Origin of the sequence: Micromonospora coxensis (genome assembly GCF_900090295.1) — a bacterium.
Lineage (GTDB): Bacteria > Actinomycetota > Actinomycetes > Mycobacteriales > Micromonosporaceae > Micromonospora > Micromonospora coxensis.
In genome coordinates this window covers 383,198-406,253 of record NZ_LT607753.1, presented here as the reverse complement: position 1 = coordinate 406,253, position 23,056 = coordinate 383,198, and the positions used below count along the sequence as shown (strand labels likewise).

At 72.2% G+C, this 23,056-nt stretch carries 17 protein-coding genes; 7 read left to right on the top strand and 10 right to left on the bottom strand.

The window, feature by feature from the left end; genetic code table 11:
* Positions 1–3: 3 nt before the first annotated feature.
* The 3 genes from GA0070614_RS01940 to GA0070614_RS01930 all read right to left on the bottom strand — a co-directional run bounded on the left by GA0070614_RS01940 (position 4) and on the right by GA0070614_RS01930 (position 4,160).
* A complete protein-coding gene (locus tag GA0070614_RS01940; RefSeq protein ID WP_157744861.1) occupies positions 4–1,416 on the bottom strand; it encodes a serine/threonine-protein kinase in 1,413 nt (470 codons plus the stop codon).
* Between the two features lie 58 nt (positions 1,417–1,474).
* The gene (locus GA0070614_RS01935; RefSeq protein ID WP_231933472.1) at positions 1,475–2,473 is read right to left on the bottom strand and encodes a LacI family DNA-binding transcriptional regulator; all 999 of its coding nucleotides are present in this window, start codon (positions 2,471–2,473) and stop codon (positions 1,475–1,477) included.
* A gap of 505 nt (positions 2,474–2,978) precedes the next feature.
* Positions 2,979–4,160, bottom strand: a complete 1,182-nt coding sequence (locus GA0070614_RS01930) for a cellulose binding domain-containing protein (RefSeq protein WP_088974367.1) — start codon at positions 4,158–4,160, stop codon at positions 2,979–2,981.
* A 588-nt stretch (positions 4,161–4,748) separates the two neighbouring features.
* Between GA0070614_RS01930 and GA0070614_RS01925 the strand changes: the two genes are divergently transcribed.
* The 5 genes from GA0070614_RS01925 (at position 4,749) to GA0070614_RS01905 (ending at position 11,411) form a co-directional block, all read left to right on the top strand.
* Positions 4,749–6,737, top strand: a complete 1,989-nt coding sequence (locus tag GA0070614_RS01925; protein ID WP_088974366.1) for a cellulase family glycosylhydrolase — start codon at positions 4,749–4,751, stop codon at positions 6,735–6,737.
* A gap of 29 nt (positions 6,738–6,766) precedes the next feature.
* Positions 6,767–7,759, top strand: a complete 993-nt coding sequence (locus GA0070614_RS01920) for a lytic polysaccharide monooxygenase (RefSeq protein ID WP_231933471.1) — start codon at positions 6,767–6,769, stop codon at positions 7,757–7,759.
* 214 nt (positions 7,760–7,973) lie between these two features.
* On the top strand, positions 7,974–8,861 hold the full coding sequence (locus GA0070614_RS01915) for an endo alpha-1,4 polygalactosaminidase (protein WP_088974365.1): 888 nt from the start codon (positions 7,974–7,976) through the stop codon (positions 8,859–8,861).
* 116 nt (positions 8,862–8,977) lie between these two features.
* Positions 8,978–10,285, top strand: coding sequence for a hypothetical protein (locus GA0070614_RS01910; RefSeq protein WP_088974364.1), 1,308 nt, complete (start codon positions 8,978–8,980; stop codon positions 10,283–10,285).
* Positions 10,286–10,439: 154 nt separating this feature from the next.
* Positions 10,440–11,411: a hypothetical protein gene (locus GA0070614_RS01905; protein WP_157744860.1), complete on the top strand. Its 972-nt coding sequence runs from the start codon at positions 10,440–10,442 to the stop codon at positions 11,409–11,411.
* 45 nt (positions 11,412–11,456) lie between these two features.
* On the opposite strand, the gene GA0070614_RS01900 is transcribed toward GA0070614_RS01905, so the two are convergent.
* Positions 11,457–12,209: a GerMN domain-containing protein gene (locus tag GA0070614_RS01900; protein ID WP_088974362.1), complete on the bottom strand. Its 753-nt coding sequence runs from the start codon at positions 12,207–12,209 to the stop codon at positions 11,457–11,459.
* A 188-nt stretch (positions 12,210–12,397) separates the two neighbouring features.
* On the opposite strand from GA0070614_RS01900, the gene GA0070614_RS01895 reads away from it, so the two are divergent.
* On the top strand, positions 12,398–12,919 hold the full coding sequence (locus GA0070614_RS01895; protein ID WP_088974361.1) for a sigma-70 family RNA polymerase sigma factor: 522 nt from the start codon (positions 12,398–12,400) through the stop codon (positions 12,917–12,919).
* 24 nt (positions 12,920–12,943) lie between these two features.
* Here the strand turns inward: GA0070614_RS01895 and GA0070614_RS01890 are convergent, their stop codons facing one another.
* Positions 12,944–13,540 carry a TetR/AcrR family transcriptional regulator gene (locus GA0070614_RS01890; protein WP_088974360.1) on the bottom strand — a complete coding sequence of 199 codons (597 nt, stop codon included), beginning with the start codon at positions 13,538–13,540 and terminating at the stop codon, positions 12,944–12,946.
* A 125-nt stretch (positions 13,541–13,665) separates the two neighbouring features.
* Here GA0070614_RS01890 and GA0070614_RS01885 point away from each other — a divergent pair, with 125 nt between their 5' ends.
* A complete protein-coding gene (locus tag GA0070614_RS01885; protein WP_088974359.1) occupies positions 13,666–14,487 on the top strand; it encodes an SDR family NAD(P)-dependent oxidoreductase in 822 nt (273 codons plus the stop codon).
* A gap of 88 nt (positions 14,488–14,575) precedes the next feature.
* On the opposite strand, the gene GA0070614_RS01880 is transcribed toward GA0070614_RS01885, so the two are convergent.
* The 5 genes from GA0070614_RS01880 to GA0070614_RS01860 all read right to left on the bottom strand — a co-directional run bounded on the left by GA0070614_RS01880 (position 14,576) and on the right by GA0070614_RS01860 (position 22,801).
* Positions 14,576–15,823 carry an MFS transporter gene (locus GA0070614_RS01880; protein WP_088974358.1) on the bottom strand — a complete coding sequence of 416 codons (1,248 nt, stop codon included), beginning with the start codon at positions 15,821–15,823 and terminating at the stop codon, positions 14,576–14,578.
* Positions 15,824–16,066: 243 nt separating this feature from the next.
* Positions 16,067–16,828 carry a respiratory nitrate reductase subunit gamma gene (gene narI, locus GA0070614_RS01875; RefSeq protein WP_088974357.1) on the bottom strand — a complete coding sequence of 254 codons (762 nt, stop codon included), beginning with the start codon at positions 16,826–16,828 and terminating at the stop codon, positions 16,067–16,069.
* Complete coding sequence (narJ, locus tag GA0070614_RS01870; protein ID WP_088974356.1) at positions 16,825–17,442, bottom strand: nitrate reductase molybdenum cofactor assembly chaperone; 618 nt, start codon at positions 17,440–17,442, stop codon at positions 16,825–16,827. Before narJ ends, narI begins: the two co-directional genes overlap by 4 nt.
* On the bottom strand, positions 17,439–19,136 hold the full coding sequence (gene narH / locus GA0070614_RS01865) for a nitrate reductase subunit beta (protein WP_088974355.1): 1,698 nt from the start codon (positions 19,134–19,136) through the stop codon (positions 17,439–17,441). Before narH ends, narJ begins: the two co-directional genes overlap by 4 nt.
* Positions 19,136–22,801: a nitrate reductase subunit alpha gene (locus tag GA0070614_RS01860; protein ID WP_088974354.1), complete on the bottom strand. Its 3,666-nt coding sequence runs from the start codon at positions 22,799–22,801 to the stop codon at positions 19,136–19,138. Before GA0070614_RS01860 ends, narH begins: the two co-directional genes overlap by 1 nt.
* Positions 22,802–23,056 lie beyond the last annotated feature (255 nt).

Here is a 23,056-nt window from a genome sequence, read left to right as displayed (position 1 = left end):
GCGTCAGCCCGGCGCCGTGGCGAGGCCGTCCACCGCCCTGGCAACCCGCTCGACGGCGGCATCCAGCGCGGTGGCCGCAGCTGGCGACACACCACCGTCCCGGATCTCGTCGGCGACGCTGCGGCGCAGGTCGGAGATCAGCTGGGCCAGATTCTCGGGCCGGGCGCCCCGGTTGTTCACCACGTTGTCCACCTGTGCGCCGATCTTCTGCGCCGCCCCTGCCGTGACGGTGCCGTCGGCGACGCCGCGGCGGAGCAGGCCATGTAGCTCGTCGGCCGCGCGGGTGAGGGAGAGGGCGGGCGAGGCGGCGGGTGTGCTGGCCCTCGGTGTGGCCGCCGCGGCGGTCGGTGGAGCACTCGCGCTCCTCGTGCGCGTCCGCCGGTTCGGCTCGGCCGTCCGTGGCGACCCGGTCGTGGGGGCGATGCGTGACGGTGGGGACAGCGGCGGTGGGGACACCGCCGGTGCGGGCAGGGTTGCCGCATGCCGGGGCGCCGGCGGCCGGGTGAGCAGGAGGGCGACCGTGGTCACCGCCAGGGCCGTCACGACCAGCATCGCCGCCACGGCGATCGGGAACGCTCTCCTTCGCCGGTCGTCGATGCCGGCCCGCTCCGGCGCAGCTGTCACCGCCACCTCGATCGGCGCGGTGACCCGCAGGACCCTCTCGGACGGCGGGGGAGGGGAGAGGGCCGGGCGGGCCAAGGCGGTCAGGTCGGCAGCCACCTCGGCGGCCGAGGGGCGTCGGGTCGGCTCCGTTTCCAGGCACCGCCGGCACAGCTGCGCCAACTCCGCAGGGACGTCCGCGGGCAGCCTGACCGGACCGTCCGGCGGCTGCCCGGTGAGCATCTCGACGAGCAGGGCGCCCAGGGAGTAGATGTCAGCCGCCGGATCGGCGGCAGCGTCGGCGAGCCGCTCGGGTGCGAGGTACGGAGGCGTACCGAACGTCCAGCTCCGCGCCGGGCGCTCCCCGATCCGGGCAGCGATCCCGAAGTCGAGCAGCTTGACGTTGTCGTCGTCCACCATCACGTTGTCCGGGGTGACGTCCCGATGTACGACGCCCTGCGCGTGGACGGCGGCCAGCACCGTGGCCAGTCGGGCGGCGACACCCGCCGCCCGGTGCCAGCCGATCGGGCCGGCGGCCAGGACGTCGAGCAGGGACTCACCGGTCACCATCTGCAGGACGAGGTAGGTCACCGTCGTGCCGTCGGGCGCGCTCGCCTGGCCCACGTCGTGCACGACGACCGCGTCGGGATGCGACACCGCCGCCACGGTCCGTGCCTCGTTGCGGGCGAGCGCGTCCCGGTCCACCGGTACCCCCCGCTCCGGTCCCGGCAGTTTGATCGCGACGAAGCGGTCCAGATCCAGATCGACCGCCCGCCAGATCACCGACATGCCGCCGGCGCCGATACGTTCCAACAACCGGTAGCGACCGCCGAGCGTCTCACCGGGGGCGGGCCAGCGAGCGGGCCCGTGCCGGTCAGGCGGACCGGCGACGGACGAGTTCGGTGGGAAGGATGACGGTGCCACTGGTGGGTCGTTCCTCGGTGACGTCGGCCAGCAGCAACCGGCAGGCGATCCTGCCCAACTGCTCGACCGGTTGGCGGACGGTGGTCAGAGCCGGCTGGACCAGCGCGGCCATGGGCGCGTCGTCGAAGCCGACCACTGCTACAGCGTCGGGCACGGCGCGACCGGCTCGTCGGAGCGCGTGCAGCGCCCCGACCGCCATCGCATCCGACGCGACGAAGACCGCGTCGACTGTCGGTACCCGGCCGATCAACCATTGCATGGCGTGCGTGCCCGAGGCCTGAGTGAAGTCACCGTACGCGATGGCGGCCGGTTCCGCGCCGGCCTCCGCCATCGCCTCACGATATCCCGCGAGGCGATCCGCGGCGGCCGGCATGTCACGCGGCCCTGCGATCATGGCGACGGTACGCCGTCCGGAACGCAGCAGGTGACGCACCGCCGTGCGCGCGCCACCTCGGTTGTCCACGTCCACATAGGGGACATCGGCGAGATCGGCCGGCCGACCGACGGCGCGCACCGGCACACCGGAGGCGGCCACCGCCCGCCCCACCTGCTGGTGGCCGTACCCGCCGACCAGGAGGACGCCGTCGGCGCCGTCGGTGAGCAGGTAGCGCTCGATCGCCGGCAGGTTGTCGCGGGTCACCGTGAGGATGGGCATGGGTGATCCGTGCACCGCCAGTTCGGTCTCGGCCCCGGTGGCCAACCGCGCGAAGAACGGGTCGGCGAACACGCGGGCCATCGGCTCGCACACCACCAGGGCCACCACCGGCGGGTTCCGCTCCGGCTTCCGGACACTGCGCCGTACGTATCCCAACTGGTTCATCGCCGCATACACACGCTGCCGTGCGCCGGTTGTCACCCGGACCGAGCCGGTGAGCACCCGGGACACGGTAGCCGGCGACACATTGGCCGCCGCGGCGATCTGTTGAACGGTCGGCTGCGTGCGCATCATGCTCCGGCTCGAGGTCAGGTACCGAGCGGTCGACCGCTGCCCTGGGCGACAGGCGGGCACGTCCGCAGCGCGACGAGCCCGGCCGATGTAGCGGGAAGCGGCCCTCGTCGCGGGGACTCTGCTCCCGACGGGGTGTGGCACGACCCGACACCGCCGGAATGACGGAAGCGTGGCACGAGCGCGGCGACCTGGCAAGGGCGATGGCGCCGTGGATCCCCACGCCGTGACGGCCGGTGCGGGACCGTCACGTCCGGGCGGTCACCGATCCATCGGCATCCGGGGGCGCTGTCCGCCCGGGTCACGTCCACCCACGCATCGACCCTCCGGCATGGCCGGCGGTGCCGGCCCGATCCGCGCGAACCTCGGGCGTCGGCGGGAGGACGCCGCTACCCGGAGAGCCACTCCTGAAAGGCATTTCAGGCGGCTCGGCGTGCACAGCTTCCCGACGCCGCCCGGCGGTGCGGCCCGACCCGGATGGGCCGCACCGCCCGGACGGTGCCGGTCGTCAACACCCCAGTGGGTGCGCCGAGACGGTGACGTCGTCGAACCACAGGGTGTCGTCACCGCCGCCGTAGCTCTCCCAGCCGAACCGCACGTCGGCGAGCGCGGGACGCCAGTCGCGTACGCTCCACTGCTGATCGACCTCGGCGGTCGGCGTCCCGTCGACGACCAGGCCCGGGACCACGGCGCCATTCACGCTGGTGGACATCGTCCCGGACGTGCCGTCCACGGTGAACGAGACGCAGTTCCACACCCCGGTCCGCAGGGGCGTGCTCTGCGCGACCCCCGCCGGGCTCTGCACGGGTACGGTGGCGTCGTCCGATTCGCGGTTCCACTGCAGCGCGCCGGTCTGCCCGCCGAGGCGCAGGTCCCGGCCGCCGTCGGCGTCGTCCCGCAACGCGGCGAGGGTCACGTGGCCGCCGGGCAGCGGGGTGCTGTGGCGGACCCAGAAGCGGACGTGCCAGACGCTGCCCACCGTGGTGAGGTCGGCCACCGGTCGGACGAACACGTGGTTGCAGTAGCCGGCACGGCCGTCCACCCGGACCGACCTGGAGCCGGAGTGGGCGATCGTGGAGTCGACCGTGGCCGTGCCGGATCCCTGGCAATGCGGCCGGCTCACGGTCCAGGCGCCGCCCGGCGTGCTGCCCTCCTGCGTCTCGAACCCGTCGCAGAAACTCGCGTGGTCGCAGTCGGCGTCCGGGGGACCGTCCGGCGGCGTGGACGGGTCGGACGGTGACGGTGTGGGGGTGCTCGGGGCGCCGGCGGGGTCGGTGCAGGTGAGCGTCACCGGCTGGACGTTCTGCGCGGCGGTGCCCAGGAGGCCGAGGGTGGTCGCCGTCGCCGGCGCCAGATTCGCGTTGAAGGTGGCGTTGGTCGCGGTCACCGTCGACCCGTCCTGGGCCACGGTGGCGTTCCACGCCTGGCTGATCTTCTCGCCGTTCGAGAAGGACCAGGTCAGCCGCCAGCCCGCGAGGGGAGCGGTCCCGGTGTTGGTGACGGTGACCTCGGCCTGGAATCCGCCGGACCATTGGCCGACGACCCGATAGGCCGCCGCGCACGAGGTCGTCGACGCGGCGGCGGCGGGTGGGGCGAGCAGCACGGGTGCGGTCGCGGCGGCGAGCAGGACCGCGACGACGGTCGCGGCCGACGCCGACCGTGCGGTCGGCAGCCGGAGGGTACGGGCCATTCGTGACTCCTACGGTGAACAGGGGGCGGGTCCACGCCGAGGGCGCGGGCGCACCCGGTGGTGGTGTCCGGGCGAGGTGTGGCGGCGGAGGCGTTCCACCGCAGATCACCTCGGTGGAGGTGGGTGCGGAGGTGCTGCTGTCCGACAGGCCCGCGGTGGTCGAGCGCCCGGTCGCCGGACACGGTTCGTCGGCCGGGTGGGACCACCGCGGTCGCCCGATCCGCGGTCGGTCTGCCGTCGAGCAACGGGGCGTGCCCGGCCACCCGGCACCGCTGCCGTCGATGCCGTTGCCCGGTGTGGCGCCAGCCAACCTGCCGCCGCCTGCCACTGGCCACCCCGTCTGCACTGATGTGAGGGCGACCTGCGGCGACGCCTGAAAAGCGTTTCAGTGGCGGGCGCGATGACCGCAGGGCGGACCAGGGGGCTCCCGGACGGCGTCACCGCAGGTGGGAACGTCCACTCGCCTCCGCCGTCGACGCGAATCGAGAACTCGATGAGTCGACGGCATGTCCGGCAGGTGACAAGGACCTGCCTATGCTTCGCCTGGAAGCGCTCCCATCGATCTCCACCACCATCGAAGGACAGGGCATGTCGCTGAGAAAATCGGTGCGCGGCGTCGCACTGGCGGCCTGTGTGGCCGTCGGTCTGTCGGCTTCCGCGACCGCTACGGCCGCCACGGCCGCTTCACCCCAGGCGTCGCCGGCGTTGGCAGCCGACGCCGCGGCACCCATCGCCGACTGGCTGCACACCGAAGGCAACAAGATCGTCGACGAGGCCGGCAACCAGGTCTGGCTCACCGGCGTCAACTGGTTCGGCTTCAACGCCACCGAGCGGGTCTTCCACGGCCTGTGGAGCGGCAACATCGACACCATCACCCGCCAGATGGCCGAGCGCGGCATCAACATCGTCCGGGTGCCGATCTCCACCCAGCTGCTGCTGGAGTGGAAGGCCGGCCAGACGGTGATGCCGAACGTCAACCTCTCGGCCAACCCGGAGCTGGCCGGGAAGAACAACCTGCAGATCTTCGACCACTGGCTGGAGCTGTGCGAGAGGTACGGCCTGAAGGTCATGCTCGACGTGCACAGCGCCGAGGCCGACAACTCCGGCCACGTCTACCCGGTGTGGTGGAAGGGCACCATCACCTCGGAGCAGTTCTACCAGGGCTGGGAATGGGTCACCGCCCGGTACCGGACCAACGACACCATCGTCGCGATGGACATCAAGAACGAACCCCACGGCACCCCGGGCAACCCCCCGCGCGCCAAGTGGGACTCCAGTACCGACCAGGACAACTTCAAGCACGCCTGCCAGACCGCCGGGCGACGCATTCTGGCGATCAACCCCAAGGTGCTCATCCTCTGTGAAGGCATCGAGGTCTACCCCCGACCCGGTGAGACCTGGGAGTCGCCGAACACCGACCCCGACCGCAGCCCCAACTACTTCTACAACTGGTGGGGCGGCAACCTGCGCGGCGCCAAGGACCACCCGGTCGACCTCGGCGCCAACCAGGACCAGCTCGTCTACTCCCCGCACGACTACGGACCGCTGGTCTACGAGCAGCCGTGGTTCCAGGGCGACTTCGACAAGACCTCGCTGACCAACGACGTGTGGCGGCCCAACTGGCTCTACCTGCACGAGGAGAGGACCGCGCCGCTGCTCATCGGCGAGTGGGGCGGCCGGCTCGGTCAGGACGCCCGGCAGGACAAGTGGCTCAAGGCGCTGCGCGACCTGATGGGCGAGTACAAGCTGCACCACACCTTCTGGTGCCTCAACCCCAACTCCGGGGACACCGGCGGCCTGCTGCTGGACGACTGGAGAACCTGGGACGAGACGAAGTACAACCAGATCCTCAAGCCGGTGCTCTGGCAGCACAACGGCAAGTTCGTCAGCCTCGACCACCAGGTGCGCCTCGGCGGCAACGCGTCGACGACGGGCATCAACCTCACCGAGCGCTACGCCGACGGCAGCGAGGACGACGACGTCGCCCCGACCGCCCCGGGTCGCCCCGTCGCCACCGACGTCACCGCCAACGCGGCCACCCTCACCTGGGCGGCGTCGAGCGACAACGTCGGCGTCACCTCCTACGAGGTGCTGCGCGCCGTCGGCACCGGGCCGGCCACCGTCGTCGCCACCGTCTCCGGCACCACGCACCGCGTCGGCAACCTGACCGGCGACACCACGTACACGTTCACCGTGCGGGCCCGCGACGCGGCGGGCAACGTCTCGGCGGTCTCGCCGGGGCGTACCGTGACCACCCCGTCGGGTGGCGGTGGTGACGGCGGCTGCGCCGCGACGTACACCGTGAGCAACGCGTGGCAGGGCGGGTTCCAGGGCCAGATCCAGGTGCGCAACACCGGCACCGCCGAGGTCAACAGCTGGAAGGTCACCTGGACCAACCCGAGCGGCACCAGCATCTCCTCGGTCTGGAACGGCAAGTGGACCGTCTCCGGTGGCAAGAACACCGTCAGCAACGAGCCGTACAACGGCAAGCTGGCACCCGAGGCCGCCACCTCCTTCGGCTTCACCGGCGCCGGCGCGGGCACCGCCCCGGCCGACCTGACCTGCGCCGCCTCGTGACCGGCCCGCTCAACCGCGAAGGACAGACCGTGAGACGCAGAATCCTCGGACTCGCCGGGGCGGTGGCGACGCTCGTCGCGGCGGCCACCGCGGTGGTGGCCGCCCCACAGCCGGCCCTCGCCCACGGGGCGATGACCTCGCCGGCGACCCGCACCTACGCGTGCTACCTGGAAGGGCCGGAGAGCCCGCTGACCAACGCCTGCCGCGACGCCGTCGCCCAGGGCGGCACCCAGCCGCTCTACGACTGGTACGGCGTGCTCATCGGCAACAACGCCGGCCGGCACCGGCAGCTCATCCCCGACGGCCAGCTCTGCGGCGCGGGCACCGCGAAGTACGCCGCGTACAACGCCGCGCGGACCGACTGGCCGACCACCGAGCTGACCCCGGGCGCCGACCACCGGTTCACCTACGCGGCCTGGGCGCCGCACCCCGGCACCTTCGAGCTGTACGTCACCCGGGACGGCTACGACCCGACCACGCCCCTGGCGTGGTCGGACCTGGAGCCCGTGCCCTTCTCGACGGTCACCAACCCGAGGATCGTCAACGGCGCCTACGAATGGGACGGTGTCTTGCCCGCCGGCAAGACCGGCCGGCACGTCATCTACTCCATCTGGCAGCGCTCCGACAGCCCCGAGGCCTTCTTCAACTGCTCCGACGTCGTCTTCGACGGCGACGGCGGAGGCAGCGGCCCCGGCCCCGACCCCGAGGCCGGCTGCACCGCGAGCGTCACCCTGGACCAGCGGTGGCCCGGTGGGTTCCAGGCGACGCTGACCGTCCGCAACGACGGGCAGGCCAGCCTCCGCCCCTGGTCGATCGGCTGGCACATGCCCGGTGGCGCCACCATCGGCAGCGGGTGGAACGCCTCCGTCAGCCAGAGCGGGCACATGGCCCGCGCCGACGCACCGAGCTGGAACGAGCTCCTCGCACCCGGGTCGTCGGTGTCGGTCGGCTTCATCGCCTCGGGTGAGCCCTCGACGCCGGTGGTGGAGGGCACCCGGCTCAACGGCGTGGCCTGCGACTAGGGCAGCCGCGACTCCCGCCAGGGGACGGGCGGGGAGGAGGTCCGGCCGTGCGACCCGGTGGTCCACGGCCGGACCTCCGGCACCGGGCGGACCGGCCCGGTCGGTGGACGCTCCCGGGCCGCCCGCCGCGCACCCGAAACCTCGACCACCGTGCCGGTGTGTCAGTTGGTGATCCCGCCCGATCTCGGCGGTGACCGGACCCGAAGGAGCACCGATGATCGCGCTGTCCCGGACCTGGCGTCGGCCGGCCACGCTCGCCCTCCTGCTCGCCACGGCAGCCGTCGCGACATGGTCGGTGGTGCCGGACGCCTCCGCCGATCAGCGGTCCGAGCCGCCGGCCCGCCAGGCGCTCGGCGCACCCGGCGTCACCGCAGCCTCGGCAGCGGTGACGCTGCCCCCGGCGAACGCCGTGTTCGACTACCAGATCGGCGGCGCCTACCCGCTGCCCGCCGGGGTACGGGTGGTCAGCCGGGACCGCGAGGACGTCCCCGCCGCCGGCGCCTACACGATCTGCTACGTCAACGCCTTCCAGACCCAACCCCAGGAGACGGCCTGGTGGAAGGCGAACCACGACGACCTGCTGCTGCGCGACGCCGCCGGCCGCTACGTCGTCGACGGGCGATGGAACGAGATCCTGCTCGACATCTCCACCCCGGACAAGCGGGCCCGGCTCGCCGGCATCGTCGGCGGCTGGATCGACGGGTGCGCCCGCGACGGGTTCCAGGCCGTCGAACCGGACAACATGGACTCGTACCAGCGATCGCGGGGCCGCCTCACCCGGGCCCAGGCCCTCGACTACGTCCGGCTGCTCACCGCCCGGGCCGACCGCACGTCGCTGCCCGTCGCGCAGAAGAACACCGTCGAGTTCGGCACCGCCGGCAGGAACGCCGGCCTCGACTTCGCCGTCGCCGAGGAGTGCGCCCGCTGGACCGAGTGCGACCGGTACACCGACGTCTACGGCAACCACGTCATCGTCATCGAGTACACCGACGAGGCGTACCGCACGGCGTGCCGCACCGTCGGGGACAGACTCTCCGTGGTCCGCCGAGACGTGCAGGTCAGCGTCCCGGGCAGCCGACGCTACGTCTACGACGCCTGCTGAAACCTCCGGAGCGCCGACGGAGTGTCCCCGGTGAGCCTTCCCGCGACCGACGCGGGAAGCCACGAGTTGGGAGTCGACGGATGAGTGGCATGCCCCGGACACGACGACGGTGGGCTGTGGCGGGACTGGCGGTGGCAGCGGCCGGCGGGATCTGGGCGGTCGTCCCGTCGGCGTCGGCCGCCGAGGCGCCCCAGATCACCGCGGTGACGGGCGTCGCCGAGGGAGCCACGGTCAGCGGCCCCGCGCGTATCGAGGCCCGCACCGTGGGCCGGGTCGAGCGGGTGGACTTCGACCTGACCGGGCCGAGCACGGTGCGGTGGACCGAGCGGGCCGCGCCGTACCACTTCATGGGCAACGTCGGTGAGGCCGCGCCGGGACTGAACCCCGCGACGGTCCAGGAGGGGGCGTACACCCTCACCGTCCACGCGGTCGGTCCGGCCGGCACGGCGAGCCGCACCGTACGCTTCACGGTGCGGCACGTCGCCGCCGACCCGGGCCCGGCCACGCCCGTCGCGTCACCGCGCCCGTCGGCCACGTCCGCCCCGGACGCCGCGCCGGCCCCCGACGCGGCCAACCCGTCGGTACGCGACGGCGTGGCGACCTTCACCGCGAGCCGCACCATCGACAAGTTCTCCGTGCCGGACTCGTGGTCGCGGATCGTCATCGGCGCCGGGGTCACCCTCAAGGGCAACTTCCTCATCCCGGCCGGCCGCACGAAGCCGCTGACGATCGCCGGTGAGAACGCCGAGACGTCGCAGGTCGTCGGCAACGGACCGCACGTCAAGGACTACAGCTTCGCCGGCGTCAGCACCGAGGCGCGGATCAAGCTCACCCTGCGCACCTACACCTCCCGCAACCCCCGGATCTTCCACATGCACGCCAAGAAGGCGCAGCTGCTCGTCTCCGGGATGCGCTACATCGACGACCGGGACGCCGGCAACAACAACTCCGACGGCTTCAGCGGCGGAGCGAACTCGGTCATCGAGAACACCTTCATCGACACCTGGGACGACTCGGTGAAGCTCTACAACGGCGACCTGACCATCCGGAACACCACGATCGTGCACAACCGCAACGGCGCGCCGATCCAGATGGGCTGGGGCGACTACGGCACCGGCACGCTCACGATCGACGGCCTCACCGTGATCTCGAACTCCGAGGCGATCTACAACCAGGGCGTCGTGTCCTGGGCCGGCGGCGTCAAGGCCGACAGCCGCACCATCCGCATCGTCAGTGACGGGCTGATCCGCAGGACGAACCCCGGGATGAAGGTCGCCCCGCTGTACGTGTTCCAGGACGGTGTGCGCAACAAGACCGTCAAGGTGGAGGGCGGCCAGTGCGCCATGGTGCGCAGCACCGCCAGCAACACCGAACACCGGGGCAACAGCTCCGGCAACAAGGTCGTGGTCACCGGCTGCCGGTGACGCGATCGTGGCGCCGCGCCGCGACCACGGCGCGGCGCCACGCCGGGACCGGCGCCGGGTGAACCCCGGCTGAAACCTTCCGCGGTACGCCGGAGTGTCCCCTGTCGTACACGGTTCCGCACCCCCCTTGCGGGACCGGGAGGGAGAACAGCGCATGAACATCCGTGGCAGACGCGGAAGTGGACCCTTCGCCTTCGTGGCGGTGCTGGCGATGGCGGTCGCCGGCCTGTGGTCCGTCCTGCCGTCGGCGTCCGCCGAGACCGGACGGCTGACCGCCGCACCGGCTGCGGCGCCGGCCAAGCCGAAGGTGTGGGTGCTCAGCGACCTGAGCATCCCCGGCGGCGGCACCGACCGCGACGACATCGTCACCCTGGCGGCGCTGAGCACCTACGCCGACCGGTTCGACATCGCCAAGGTCGTCGTGGGCTCCACCACCGTACGCATCGACTGTGACGCCGCCGTCGACTACGCGCGGGACTCCTTCGGCGCGCACCTGCCGAACATCACCCTCGCCTCGACCTGCGCCGACCGCGAGGGCTTCACCACCTGCACCGCCGGCAACCCCTGGGTGGACAACCCGCCCGCCACCGTCCGGTCCCTGGTCACGGCCATCCGCGCCGGCAAGCTCACCGTCCTCAACTGGGGACCCATGACGGAGATCGCCGCCGCGGTCTGTCACCTGGAGAAGAAGTCCCCGGCCGACCTGGCCAAGGTGCGCATCATCAGCCACTGGACCGACCCCAGCCCCGGCTACGACGACAGGTACAACTGCAACAAGGACGTCTCCGCCTGCGACTACCTGCACCAGGCCGCGAAGCGGGCGAACGACCGGATCAAGCTGATCGAACTCGGTGCCGCCGGGCAGCGCTTCGTCGACGAGGCCAACGACGCCTGCCGCGCCGACACCGACATCCCGCGTACCGGCCTCGGCGAGTTCCTGAACGTCACCAGGGACACCGGCACCCCCGACCTGTCCGACGGTTCCACCTTCCTGCTCATGCTCACCGGGGGCCTGAAGGGCTACGAGAAGGACGGCACCGACGACGTCAACTTCACCGAGGGCTTCCGGCAGCTCTGCGACAACGCGCCGCAGATCTTCGACCACCTGCGGGCCAACCTGACCTGACCAGGAACAGGCGGTGCGGGGCGGCGGGCCCGCCGCCCCGCACCGTCAGTTCGGCACCCGGTCGTGCAGCACGTCGACGTAGAACGCCCGCTGGTCGCCCCGGATGGAGAAGCGTGCCTCCTCGATCCACTTGAACTGCTCCAACGTGCGCTGCATCGGCTCCAGCAGCTTCGTCTTCTCGCAGGTGTCACCCGGGTCGAGGATCCCGTCCAGGTCGGTGAAGTCCGCCCGGGCCCGCGGCCCGTCCAGCTTCAGGTACTGGAAACGGTGTGAATCGCGGTCGAAGACGCTGGTCAGCCCGGCGGCCCGTTCGGCCTCCGTGGGGCCCTCGAGCAACGCCCGCAGGGCCTGCTTGGCGACGCCCTGCGCGGGCAGGTCCCGGGTGACCGGCACCACCTGCGGACACTGCTGCCCGGCCCGCTCCCTGAGCAGGAAGAGCTTCACCCGCCGGGTGCCCGTCGTCGGCTCACCGGTCGGCTGGACCGGTTCCGAATCCTCCGACGGCCCGGCCGACGACGGCGCCGGGGAGGCCGAGGCGGGGTCGGTGGAGGGCGAGGACGGCCCGGCGACCACCGGTCCACGCGCGGGTGGCTGGTCGACGGCGGCGACGAGCGCCGGCACCCCCAGGAGCCCGGCGACCACCACGCCCACCGCCCCGGCCACCGCACGGCTACGACGACGACGGACCCGGCGCCGCAGATCCGCCACGTCCGGCGGGCGGGCGTCGTCTGCGGCAGCGCCCGCCGCCCGGCGCAGCGCGGCCCGGGTCACGCCCTCGTCCGGCACACCGTCGCTCACCGCTGTCTCCTCGTCCCGCCTCGTCGCCCTGGCACTCTACCGTTTGACGCCGGTTCCTCGATCACATAGCGTGGCCTACGCGCGAATCGACGGGTGGTGGGGCCTCGTCCATGTCGGATGGTCACGCCGGGCATGTCCTCTGCTGGCGCAGGGCATGGCTCGCGGCGGGGCACGTGTCGAGAGGTCCGATGTCGACCGACCAGGAGTTCACCGAGTTCTACCTGGCCACCTACCGGCGCCTGGTGGGACAACTCTACGTGTTGACCGGTAGCCGTCACGACGCCGAGGAACTGGTCCAGGAAGCGTTTTCCCGGGCGTTGGCCCGCTGGGCCACGGTCAGCGCGTACGACGCGCCCGACGCGTGGGTCCGCCGGGTCGCGTTCAACCTCGCCTTCTCCCGCCGCCGCCAGGCGCTGCGCGCGGCCACCGCCCTGCTGCGCGTCGACCGGGAGCCGCGACACGAGGTCGACCGCAGTGACGCGGTCGCCGTCGTCGAGGCCCTGCGGGCGGTGCCGATGCGGCACCGGCGGGCGCTGGTCCTGCACTACGTCGTGGACCTGCCGGTACGTGAGGTCGCCGCCGAACTCGGCGTGCCGGAGAACACCGTCAAGACCTGGCTCCGGCGGGGACGCCAGCAACTGCACGAGGCGTTCCGTGACGACCTGTCCGTCGAGGCGACCGAACGGCTCCTGGCCCACCTCAAGGCCTGAGGGGGCGCGGCATCGCCGGGGCGATCAGGGGCGCAGCGCCCGCAGCGCGTGGTCGACCAGGGCGTCGGCGTACGCGGCGGTGAGCGGGCCCGAGCGCAACAGCCACCGCTGGTAGAGCGGGGCGTAGAGCAGTTCGAGCGCGAGGTCGAGATCCGCGTCGGCGGCGATCTGCCCGGCCCGCTGGGCGCTGCGCAGCCGCTCCTTCTTGGCCTCGTCGACCGGCCCGGCCAACTTCTTTCGGTACTGGGCGGCCAGTTCGGGATCGCCGGCGATCTCCAGGTTGAGCGCCCTGATCGGCGCCTCGAACGCGGGGTCGGCGAACTCGGCGACGGTCGCGCGCAGCACCGCCTTGAGGTCGGCGGCGATGTCGCCCGTGTCGGGCAGCGCCATCCCGTCCGCGCCCTCGCTCAGCGCCAGGAACGAGTCGAAGACCACCGCGCCCTTGGAGCGCCACCACCGGTAGATCGTCTGCTTGCCGACCCCCGCCCGGGTCGCGATCGCCTCGATCGACAGCTTGGCGTAGCCCACCTCGGAGACCAGCTCCCGGGTGGCCCGCAGGATCGCCTGTCGGGAGCGCTCGCTGCGCCGGGCGGGGTCGGGAGTCTTCACCTCGGGCGACATGCGGCGAGCATAGCGGATGAACGAGACGGTACGTCTCGTCTTGACAAGCCGCCCCCTGATGCTGGCAGACTGTGGCACGTCAGCGAGACGGACCGTATCGTCTCGCTAAATCGGGGGAGGGTGCGATGACGACCGGACGCGTGTGGTTCATCACCGGGGCGTCGCGTGGACTGGGTCGGGCGTTCACCGAGGCGGCGCTGGTCGCGGGGGACCGGGTCGCGGCCGTGGCGCGTCACGTCGAGCCGCTGCGGGAGTTGGCCGCGCGGTACCCGGACCGGCTGCTGTGCCTGCCGCTGGACGTGTCCGACTCGGCCGCCGTCACCCGGACGGTGGACCGGACGGCGGCCACCTTCGGCCGGCTGGACATCGTGGTCAACAACGCCGGAGGCCTGCTGCTCGGCATGCTGGAGGAGGCCACCGAGGAGCAGATCCGGGCGCACTTCGACGTCAACTTCTTCGGCGCGGTCTGGGTCACCCGGGCGGTCGTGCCGCACCTGCGGGCGCAGGGCGGCGGACGGATCCTCCAGGTCACCTCGATGGGCAGCGGGGGAGGAGTCGCCTCGGTCGGCCTGTACGTCGCCGGCAAGGCCGCCCTCGACGCGCTCAGCCAGTCGGTGGCCATGGAGCTGGCGCCCTTCGGCATCACGGTGACCATCGTGCAGCCCGGCGGGTACGACACCGGGCTGTACACCCAGGGCACCACGATGACCGAGCCGGACCCGGCGTACGCGCCGCTGCGGGAGAGGCTGGCCGAGATGTGGGGCGACGACGCCGGGCCCGATCCCCGCACCGCCGCGCCGGTCGTCATGGAGCTGGTGGACCTGCCCGACCCGCCGCTGCGCCTGATCGTCGGCGACCGCTCCTACGACATCGTGCAGCAGATGGAGGCCGCCCGGGTCGCGGAGTACCGGGCCTGGGAGCAGCTCAGCCGCAAGGCGCCGGGCTGACCGCAGGCACAGAGACGGCGACCGGCCCGGCGGAGGACTCCGCCGGGCCGCGTGACCGGCGCCGCCCGGCCCGGGGGCGCCGGTCCGGTCAGGCCGCGCGCCGGGCCAGGCCGCCCATCTTCACCGCGGTGAACACCGCGGCGGCCAGCGCGACGTCGGAGAGCAGCATCAGGCCGATCGCGTACGAACCCTGCGACCCGTACACCCAGCCCATGATCAGCGGCGGGACGAAGCCGCCGAGGCCGCCGGCGGCGCCGACCAGGCCGGTGACCGCGCCGACCTGGTCGGCGGGGGCGACCTTGCCGACGAGGGCGAACACCGCGCCGCTGGCCGCGCCGAGCAGCAGCGCCATGCCGAGCAGCGCGACGGTCGCCACCGGCATCAGGATCGGCTCGAAGGCCTGGACCACCGCGAAGGCGGCCACCCCGCCGAAGCACCACACCAGCACCGGCACCGGGTGGAACCGGTCGGAGAGCCAGCCGCCCACCGGGCGGGCCAGCACGGCGAGGACCACGAACCCGGCGGTGCGCATCGCGGCGTCGTTGGCGCTCAGGTCGTAGGTGGTGCGCAGGTAGGCGGGCAGGTACACGCTGAACGCGACGAACCCGCCGAAGCCCACCGCGTACAGGAAGCACAACTGCCAGGTGACGGTCAGCCGGCCGACCTTGTTCAGCCGCTGCCAGGCCGACCCGGTCGGCCGGGTCCGCCCCGGCGCGTCGCGCAGCAGCAGGAACGACACGACCGCGTACGCGGCGAGGATCGCGGCGACGAGCAGGAACGGCGCCTTGTCGCCGTAGGCGTCGGCGAGCCGGACGGTGGTGAAGTTGGCGATCGCGGTGCCGCCCATGCCGATGCCGAACACGCCGATGGCGAAACCACGCCGCGCGGGCGGGTACCAGCCGGAGACCAGTGGCACGCCGACGGCGAAGGCGGTGCCGCCGATGCCGAGGAAGAACCCGGTGACGATCAGCGCGGCGTACGAGGAGACCGCGGTCAGGGTCAGCACCGGCACGATCGTGGCGAGGGTGACCAGGGGGAACACCACGCGCGCGCCGTACCGGTCGGTGAGCGCGCCGACCGGGATGCGGCCCAGCGAACCGACCACCACCGGGACGGCCACCAGCAGGGACTGCGCCGCGAAGCTGAGGTCCAGGCGCTCCTTGATGCCGGGGCCGAGCGGGCCCAGCAGGGCCCACGCCCAGAAGTTCACCAGGAAGCCGAGCGTCGCCAGGACGAGCTGGAGCGTGGCGCCCGACCGCTCGGGCGTCGCGGCGCCGGGGGCGCCGCCCGGTGTGGGGGTGGTGTCCCCGGCCTTTCTGTCGCGGCCGTTGGCCATCGCTGCCCTCCGTCGGTTCGTCGTGCCAGGGCCGGATCGGCCCTATGGGGAGTTGGGGATTCCGCTTTTGCCGCTACGAGCCTCGCCCCGTTGATCAGCCCCGGTCAGGGCCGGAAGTCCCGCGTCGGCGGGTACCTCGACGTGTCACCCGCCACCGGCCGTGACGGCGGTCACCGCAGGTGGCGGGCCGGCCCGAGCGTCCCGCCCCACGGCGGGGCGAGACGCCCGGGCCGGCGCCGGTGCTCACCGCCGCGAGCCGGTCCCCGCCCCGCGCGACGGGGGCAGTCGCGGCGGACCCTCCCAGCCGGGCCGGTGCGGCCGCAGCCCCGGCCGGTCGCCCCGGCTGCGGTAGACCACGTAGGGGCGGGTGAGGTAGCCGACCGGCGCGCTGAAGGCGTGCACGAGCCGGGTGAACGGCCAGAAGGCGAAGAGCGCGAAGGCCGCCACGACGTGGATCTGGAAGCCCACCGGGACGTCGGCCATGATCCGCGGGTCCGGGCTGAGGTAGAACAGCGACCGGAACCACGGGGAGATCGTCTCCCGGTAGTCGTAGCCGGGCCCGGTGACGTTGGCCCGGACGGTGGACCAGAGACCGAGCACGATCACCGCGGCGAGCACCACGTACATCGCCTTGTCGTTGCGGGTGGTGGCGGCGAAGACCGGCCCGGTCAGCCGCCGTCGGGCGATGAGCAGGCCCATCCCGATCAGGGTGCAGAAGCCGGCCACCGTGCCGATGAAGACGGCCGTCAGGTGGTACGTGTGCTCGGTGATCCCGACCGCCTCGGTCCACGACTTCGGGATCAGCAGACCACCGACGTGACCGATCAGGACCATCAGCACCCCGAAGTGGAACAGCGGGCTGCCCCAGCGCAGGATGGCGCTCTCGTAGAGCTGCGAGGACCGGGTGGTCCAGCCGAACTTGTCGTACCGGTAGCGCCAGATCAGGCCCCCGACGAGGATCACCAACGACAGGTAGGGGTAGACCACCCACAGCAGCGTGTTCATCGACGGCCTCCCGTGGTGTCGACGAGTCCGAAGGGTTCCAGGCCGACCTGCTCGACCGGCGGGCCGGTGCGGGCCAGGCGGGCGGCGGCCAGGTCCGCCGGCTGCGCGGGCGGCAGCATCTCCCGCACCGCCGCGACGGCCTGCCGGTACGGCGACCGCTCCCGGCCCAGCGCCTCGACCAGCAGGTCCAGGCCGACCCGGTTGTCACGCAGCAACCGCCATCCGGAGTCGGCGACGGCGGCCAGGTCGAGCACCGCGGGCAGGAAGTCGGGCAACTCCCCGTCGACCACCTCCAGGCCCGCCTGCTTGTACGCGGCCGAGAAGCCGACCAGCGCCTCCCCGCGTCGGCGGGTGTCGCCGCAGGTGTAGTAGGTCAGGTGCAGGCAGCAGCGGCGCCGGAAGTCGAACAGCTGCACGTAGGTCGAGCGCAGGTCCACCGGGGCGGTCGTCTCGCGGTGCGCGACCACCTCGCGCAGCGGCGTCGCCACCTCGGCCGGCAGCTCGTCGAGCGCGGCACGCACGGTGGGCAGCGCCGCGAGGACCTCCTCGTCCGGGTAGCGCAGCAGCAGGGACGCGGCCCGGGCGGCCACCGCCCGCCAGGTCGGCTCGGTCACGACGTGCTCCCCTCGGTGTCCTCGGGCTCGGTGCGGCGGGGCGGGAAGAGACCCTTCGGGACGCTCTTGCCGTCCCAGTTGAGCAGGTTGACCCGGCGCGGCTCGTCGCCCGGATCGACGAAGCGGTCGGTGGTCTGCCGGTCGCGCAGCATGTGGAAGGTCTCCACCTGCACCGGGATCGGGGTGCCGGACGACTCCCCGAAGGGCCCCTGCCCGTACGGGCCGCCACCGCCCATGCCGGGGCCGCCCTCGTAGTCGAGGCTGCACTCGGTGGCGAGCTTCTCCAGCCGGTGGGCGTCCTCGGCGTGCGCGGTCGGGATGACGTAGCGCTGGTCGTACTTGGCGATGGCGAGCAGCCGGTACATCTCGTCCATCTGCCCGCCCGTCATGCCGACGGCGGCGGCGATCGACTCGTCGGGGCTCTCGCCGAGGTTGATCCGGCGCTGGTAGGCGCGCATCGCGGCGAGCCGGTTCAGCACCCCGCGCACCGGCGCCGGGTCGCCGGCGGTGAACAGCTCGGCCAGGTACTCCACCGGGATGCGCAGCGCGTCGATGGCGCCGAAGAGGTTGCCGACCTGCTCCGCGTCGTGGCCGGTGTCGCGCAGCACGTCGGCCACCGGCGACAGCGGCGGGATGTACCAGACCATCGGCATGGTCCGGTACTCCGGGTGCAGCGGCAGCGCCACCTCGTACTTCATGATCAGATCCCAGACCGGGGAGCGCTGGGCGGCGTCGATCCAGTCGTCGGGAATGCCGGCCTCGCGGGCGGCGGCGACCACCGCCGGGTCGTGCGGGTCGAGGAAGACCGAGCGCTGCGCGTCGTACAGGTCGTGCTCGTCGCGCACCGCGGCGGCCTCGGTGACCCGGTCGGCGTCGTAGAGCATCAGCCCCAGGTAGCGCAGCCGCCCGACGCAGGTCTCCGAGCAGATGGTGGGCTGGCCGATCTCGATGCGCGGGAAGCAGAAGGTGCACTTCTCCGCCTTGCCGGTGCGGTGGTTGAAGTACACCTTCTTGTACGGGCAGCCGGTGACGCACATCCGCCAGCCCCGGCACCGGTCCTGGTCGACCAGCACGATGCCGTCCTCGGCCCGCTTGTAGATCGCCCCGGACGGGCAGGAGGCCGCGCAGGACGGGTTGAGGCAGTGCTCGCAGATGCGCGGCAGGAAGAACATGAACGTCGTCTCGAACTCCTGCCGCACCTGGTCGGAGACCTTCGCCAGCACCGGGTCACCGGCGGCGATCTCGTTGCCGCCGGCCAGCGAGTCGTCCCAGTTGGCGCTCCAGGTGATCTTCGTGTCCTCGCCGGTGAGCAGGGACTTCGGCCGGGCCACCGGGATGTCGTCGCCGGCCGGCGCGTTGATCAGGTGCTCGTAGTCGTAGGTCCACGGCTCGTAGTAGTCCTGCATCGACGGCAGCTTCGGGTTGGCGAAGATGCTGAACATCTTCTTCAGCCGCCCGCCCGAGCGTGGCTTGAGCCGGCCCGAGCGGGTCCGCGTCCAGCCGCCCTGCCAACGCTCCTGGTCCTCGTACGTGCGCGGGTAGCCCTGCCCGGGGCGGGTCTCGACGTTGTTGAACCAGACGTACTCGACGCCGGACCGGTTGGTCCACGCCTGCTTGCAGGTGACCGAGCAGGTGTGGCAGCCGATGCACTTGTCGAGGTTCATCACCATGGACATCTGTGCCATGACCCGCATCAGTACTGCACCTCCTGGGAGCGGCGGCGGATCACGGTGACCTCGTCGCGCTGGTTGCCGGTGGGGCCGAGGTAGTTGAAGGCGAACGACAGCTGCGCGTACCCGCCGATCAGGTGGGTGGGCTTGACCAGCAGCCGGGTCAGCGAGTTGTGGATGCCGCCGCGCCGGCCGTTGACCTCGGCCTTCGGCACGTCGATCACCCGTTCCTGGGCGTGGTACATGTAGACCGTGCCCTCGGGCATCTTGTGGGTGACCACCGCCCGGCAGACCACGACGCCGTTGCGGTTGACCGCCTCGATCCAGTCGTTGTCCCGTACCCCGATCTTCGCCGCGTCGACCTCGCTCATCCACATCGTCGGGCCGCCCCGGGACAGCGTCAGCATCAGCAGGTTGTCCTGGTACTCGGAGTGGATCGACCACTTCGAGTGCGGGGTGAGGTACCGGACGGTGATCTCCAACTCGCCGTTGCGGCCGAGTCTCGGCTCGCCGAAGAGCCGGTGCATGTCCAGCGGCGGCCGGAAGATCGGCAGCGCCTCGCCGGCCTCGTGCATCCAGTCGTGGTCGAGGAAGAAGTGCTGCCGCCCGGTCAACGTGTGCCAGGGCTTGAGCCGTTCGGTGTTGATGGTGAACGGCGAGTAGCGCCGTCCGCCGTGCTCGCTGCCCGACCACTCCGGGCTGGTGATCACCGGCTCCGGCCGGGCCTGGGTGTCGGCGAAGGTGATCTGCTTGCCCCCGTGCTCGGCGGCCAGGTCGGCCAGGCGTACCCCGGTGCGCTTCTCCACGTCCTGGAACCCGGCGGTGGCGACCCGGCCGTTGGTGGTCCCGGACAGCGCGAGGATCGCCTCGCAGGCGTGCACGTCCTGCGCCAGCGACGGCCGGCCGTCGGCCGCCCCGCCGCGCACCTCGCCGTTCTTGCGCCGCAGGTACGCCACCTCCGGGGTGACGTCCACCGAGACGCCCTTGCCGGTGGTGCCGAGGGTGTCCATCAGCGGCCCGAGCGCGGCCATCTTGTCGGCGATCGCCGCGTAGTCCCGCTCGACCACCACCAGCTTCGGCATGGTGCGCCCGGGCACCGGTGTCCGTCCGGTGGCCGCCCAGTCGACCACCCGGCCGTGCGGGGTCGCCATCGCGTCGGGCGTGTCGTGCAGCAGCGGCGCCGCCACCAGGTCCTTGCGCACGCCGAGATGGGTCGCGGCCAGCGCGGAGAACGCCTTGGCGATGCCGTGGAACGCCTGGAAGTCGGTCCGCGTCTGCCAGGGCGGGTTGATCGCCGGGGTGAACGCGTGCACGAACGGGTGCATGTCGGTGCTGCTCAGGTCGTGCTTCTCGTACCAGGTGGCGGCCGGCAGCACGACGTCGGAGAAGAGCGTCGTGGAGGTCATCCGGAAGTCGAGGCTCAGCAGCAGGTCGAGCTTGCCCTCGGGGGCCTCGTCGTGCCAGGTCACGTCCTTCGGCCGCAGCTCCTCCGGCGCCTCGTCGGCGCGCAGGTTGGCGTCGGTGCCGAGCAGGTGGCGCAGGAAGTACTCGTTGCCCTTGGCCGACGAGCCGAGCAGGTTGGCCCGCCACACGGTGAGCACCCGCGGCCAGTTCTGCGGCGCGTCCGGGTCGGTGCAGGCGAACCTCACCCGCCCCTGACCGAGCTGCTCGGCGACCCAGCCGCCCGGGTCGTCCGGGGACGCCGCGAGGGCCTCGTCGGCCAGGTCGAGCGGGCTGCGGTCGAAGGTCGGCATGGACGGCATCCAGCCCGAGCGCGCCGACTGCGCCAGCAGGTCCATGGTGTGCCTGCCGGCGAACGCGCCGGAGCCGGTGGGGGAGGAGAGGACGTCGGCGGAGTACGTGTCGTAGCGCCACTGGTCGGTGTGGACGTACCAGAAGGCGGTGCCGATCATCTGGCGCGGCGGGCGGACCCAGTCGAGGCCGAAGGCGAGCTGCTGCCAGCCGGTCACCGGCCGGCACTTCTCCTGCCCGACGTAGTGCGCCCAGCCGCCGCCGTTGACCCCCTGGCAGCCGGTCAGGGTGACCAGCGCCAGGATCGCCCGGTACGTGGCGTCGGAGTGGAACCAGTGGTTGGTGCCCGCGCCGAGCAGGATCATCGACCGGCCGCCGGAACGCTCGGCGTTGTCGGCGAACTCCCGGGCCACCCGGGCCACCTGGGCCGCCGGCACACCGGTGATCGGCTCCTGCCACGCCGGGGTGTACGGCGACCCGACGTCGTCGTACCCGGTCGGCCACTGCCCGGGCAGACCCTCGCGCGCCACCCCGTACTGGGCCAGCAACAGGTCGAACACGCTGGTGACCAGCTTGCCGGCCACCGTGCGGGTGGGCACGCCCCGGCGCAGCACCTGCGGGGTGTCGGTGTCGAAGCGGGGCAGCTCCACCGGGACCGCGTCACCGGCGCCGAGGCAGGTCAGCGCCGGCTCCAGGTCGCCCAGGTCGAGGTTCCACTGCCCCGGCTGCTCGCCCCAGCGGTGCCCGAGGCTGCCGCGCGGCACGGCGGCGGCGTCGGTGGCCGAGTCCCACAGCACGGTCCTGAAGGCCGCCTCCCGGCCGGACTCGCCCAGGTCCTCGGCGGTGAGGAACTTGCCCGGCCGGTACGCCCCGTCCGCGCCCGGCTCCAGCGTCACCAGGAACGGCAGGTCGGTGAACGTGCGTACGTAGTCGACGAAGCGCGGGGTGCGCCGCCGGACGAAGAACTCCGTGAGCACGACGTGCCCCATCGCCATGGCCAGGGCGCCGTCGGTGCCCGGCTGGGCGGGCATCCACTCGTCGGCGAACTTGACGTTGTCGGCGTAGTCCGGGCTGACCACCACGACCTTCTGCCCGCGGTAGCGGGCCTCGGCCATCCAGTGCGCGTCCGGGGTCCGGGTGACCGGGACGTTGGAGCCCCACATGACGAAGTAGGAGGCGTCCCACCAGTCCCCGGACTCGGGCACGTCGGTCTGGTCGCCGAAGACCTGCGGGGAGGCCACCGGCAGGTCGGCGTACCAGTCGTAGAACGACAGCATCGACCCGCCGAGCAGCGAGAGGAACCGTGCGCCGACGGCGTGCGACACCATGGACATCGCCGGGATCGGGGAGAAGCCGGCGATCCGGTCCGGGCCGTACGTGCCGATGGTGTGCACGTGGGCGGCGGCGATCATCTCCTGTGCCTCGTCCCAGGAGATCCGCACCAGGCCGCCCTTGCCGCGCGCCCGCTGGTAGCGGCGGCGGCGTTCCGGGTCGGCCTGGATGTCCGCCCACGCGGCCACCGGGTCCCCGAGCCGGGCCTTGGCCTCCCGGTACATCTCCACCAGCACGCCCCGGGCGTACGGGTAGCGCACCCGGGTGGGGGAGTAGGTGTACCAGGAGAAGGCGGCGCCCCGGGGGCATCCGCGCGGCTCGTACTCCGGGCGGTCCGGGCCCACGCTCGGGTAGTCGGTCTGCTGCTGCTCCCAGGTGATGATGCCGTCCTTGACGTACACCTTCCAGGAGCACGAGCCGGTGCAGTTGACGCCGTGCGTCGACCGCACGACCTTGTCGTAGGAGGAGCGGTCCCGGTAGAAGGTGTCGGCCTCCCGTCCGCCGATCTGGTGCAGCGTCCGGCCGTCGGCGGACACCTCGGCCCGGCGTACCAGACCGCCCACCTTCAGCAGCGCCCGCCCCGCACTCTCGGTCGCTCGCGACATACGCCTCATTCCTTCGATAGCCTTTGCCGTGATCCCCCACGTTCGTGGCAGGTGCCCCGCAACGCAACCGCAACGGGACGTCCCGGCCAGCGTGCTGCCGCACGACCTGGCCCGACCGGGCCGAAGGTCCTGAGTTCAACGGTTTCTGCTGCTCCCCGCACCGCGATCGGCGGGACCGTGGTCCCGCCACGGTGGTGACCGTGGACCCTTGCTGGGCCGATTGTGACCCGTGAACGTCCGTCACGTGACGCAGAC

Coding starts and splice junctions, on each gene's coding strand:
- GA0070614_RS01905 (WP_157744860.1), top strand. CDS start 10,440: ATGAACATCCGTGGCAGACGCGGAAGTGGACCCTTCGCCTTCGTGGCG.
- GA0070614_RS01930 (WP_088974367.1), bottom strand. CDS start 4,160: ATGGCCCGTACCCTCCGGCTGCCGACCGCACGGTCGGCGTCGGCCGCG.
- GA0070614_RS01885 (WP_088974359.1), top strand. CDS start 13,666: ATGACGACCGGACGCGTGTGGTTCATCACCGGGGCGTCGCGTGGACTG.
- GA0070614_RS01895 (WP_088974361.1), top strand. CDS start 12,398: ATGTCGACCGACCAGGAGTTCACCGAGTTCTACCTGGCCACCTACCGG.
- GA0070614_RS01915 (WP_088974365.1), top strand. CDS start 7,974: ATGATCGCGCTGTCCCGGACCTGGCGTCGGCCGGCCACGCTCGCCCTC.
- GA0070614_RS01890 (WP_088974360.1), bottom strand. CDS start 13,540: ATGTCGCCCGAGGTGAAGACTCCCGACCCCGCCCGGCGCAGCGAGCGC.
- GA0070614_RS01925 (WP_088974366.1), top strand. CDS start 4,749: ATGTCGCTGAGAAAATCGGTGCGCGGCGTCGCACTGGCGGCCTGTGTG.
- GA0070614_RS01880 (WP_088974358.1), bottom strand. CDS start 15,823: ATGGCCAACGGCCGCGACAGAAAGGCCGGGGACACCACCCCCACACCG.
- narI (WP_088974357.1), bottom strand. CDS start 16,828: ATGAACACGCTGCTGTGGGTGGTCTACCCCTACCTGTCGTTGGTGATC.
- GA0070614_RS01860 (WP_088974354.1), bottom strand. CDS start 22,801: ATGTCGCGAGCGACCGAGAGTGCGGGGCGGGCGCTGCTGAAGGTGGGC.
- narH (WP_088974355.1), bottom strand. CDS start 19,136: ATGCGGGTCATGGCACAGATGTCCATGGTGATGAACCTCGACAAGTGC.
- GA0070614_RS01935 (WP_231933472.1), bottom strand. CDS start 2,473: ATGATGCGCACGCAGCCGACCGTTCAACAGATCGCCGCGGCGGCCAAT.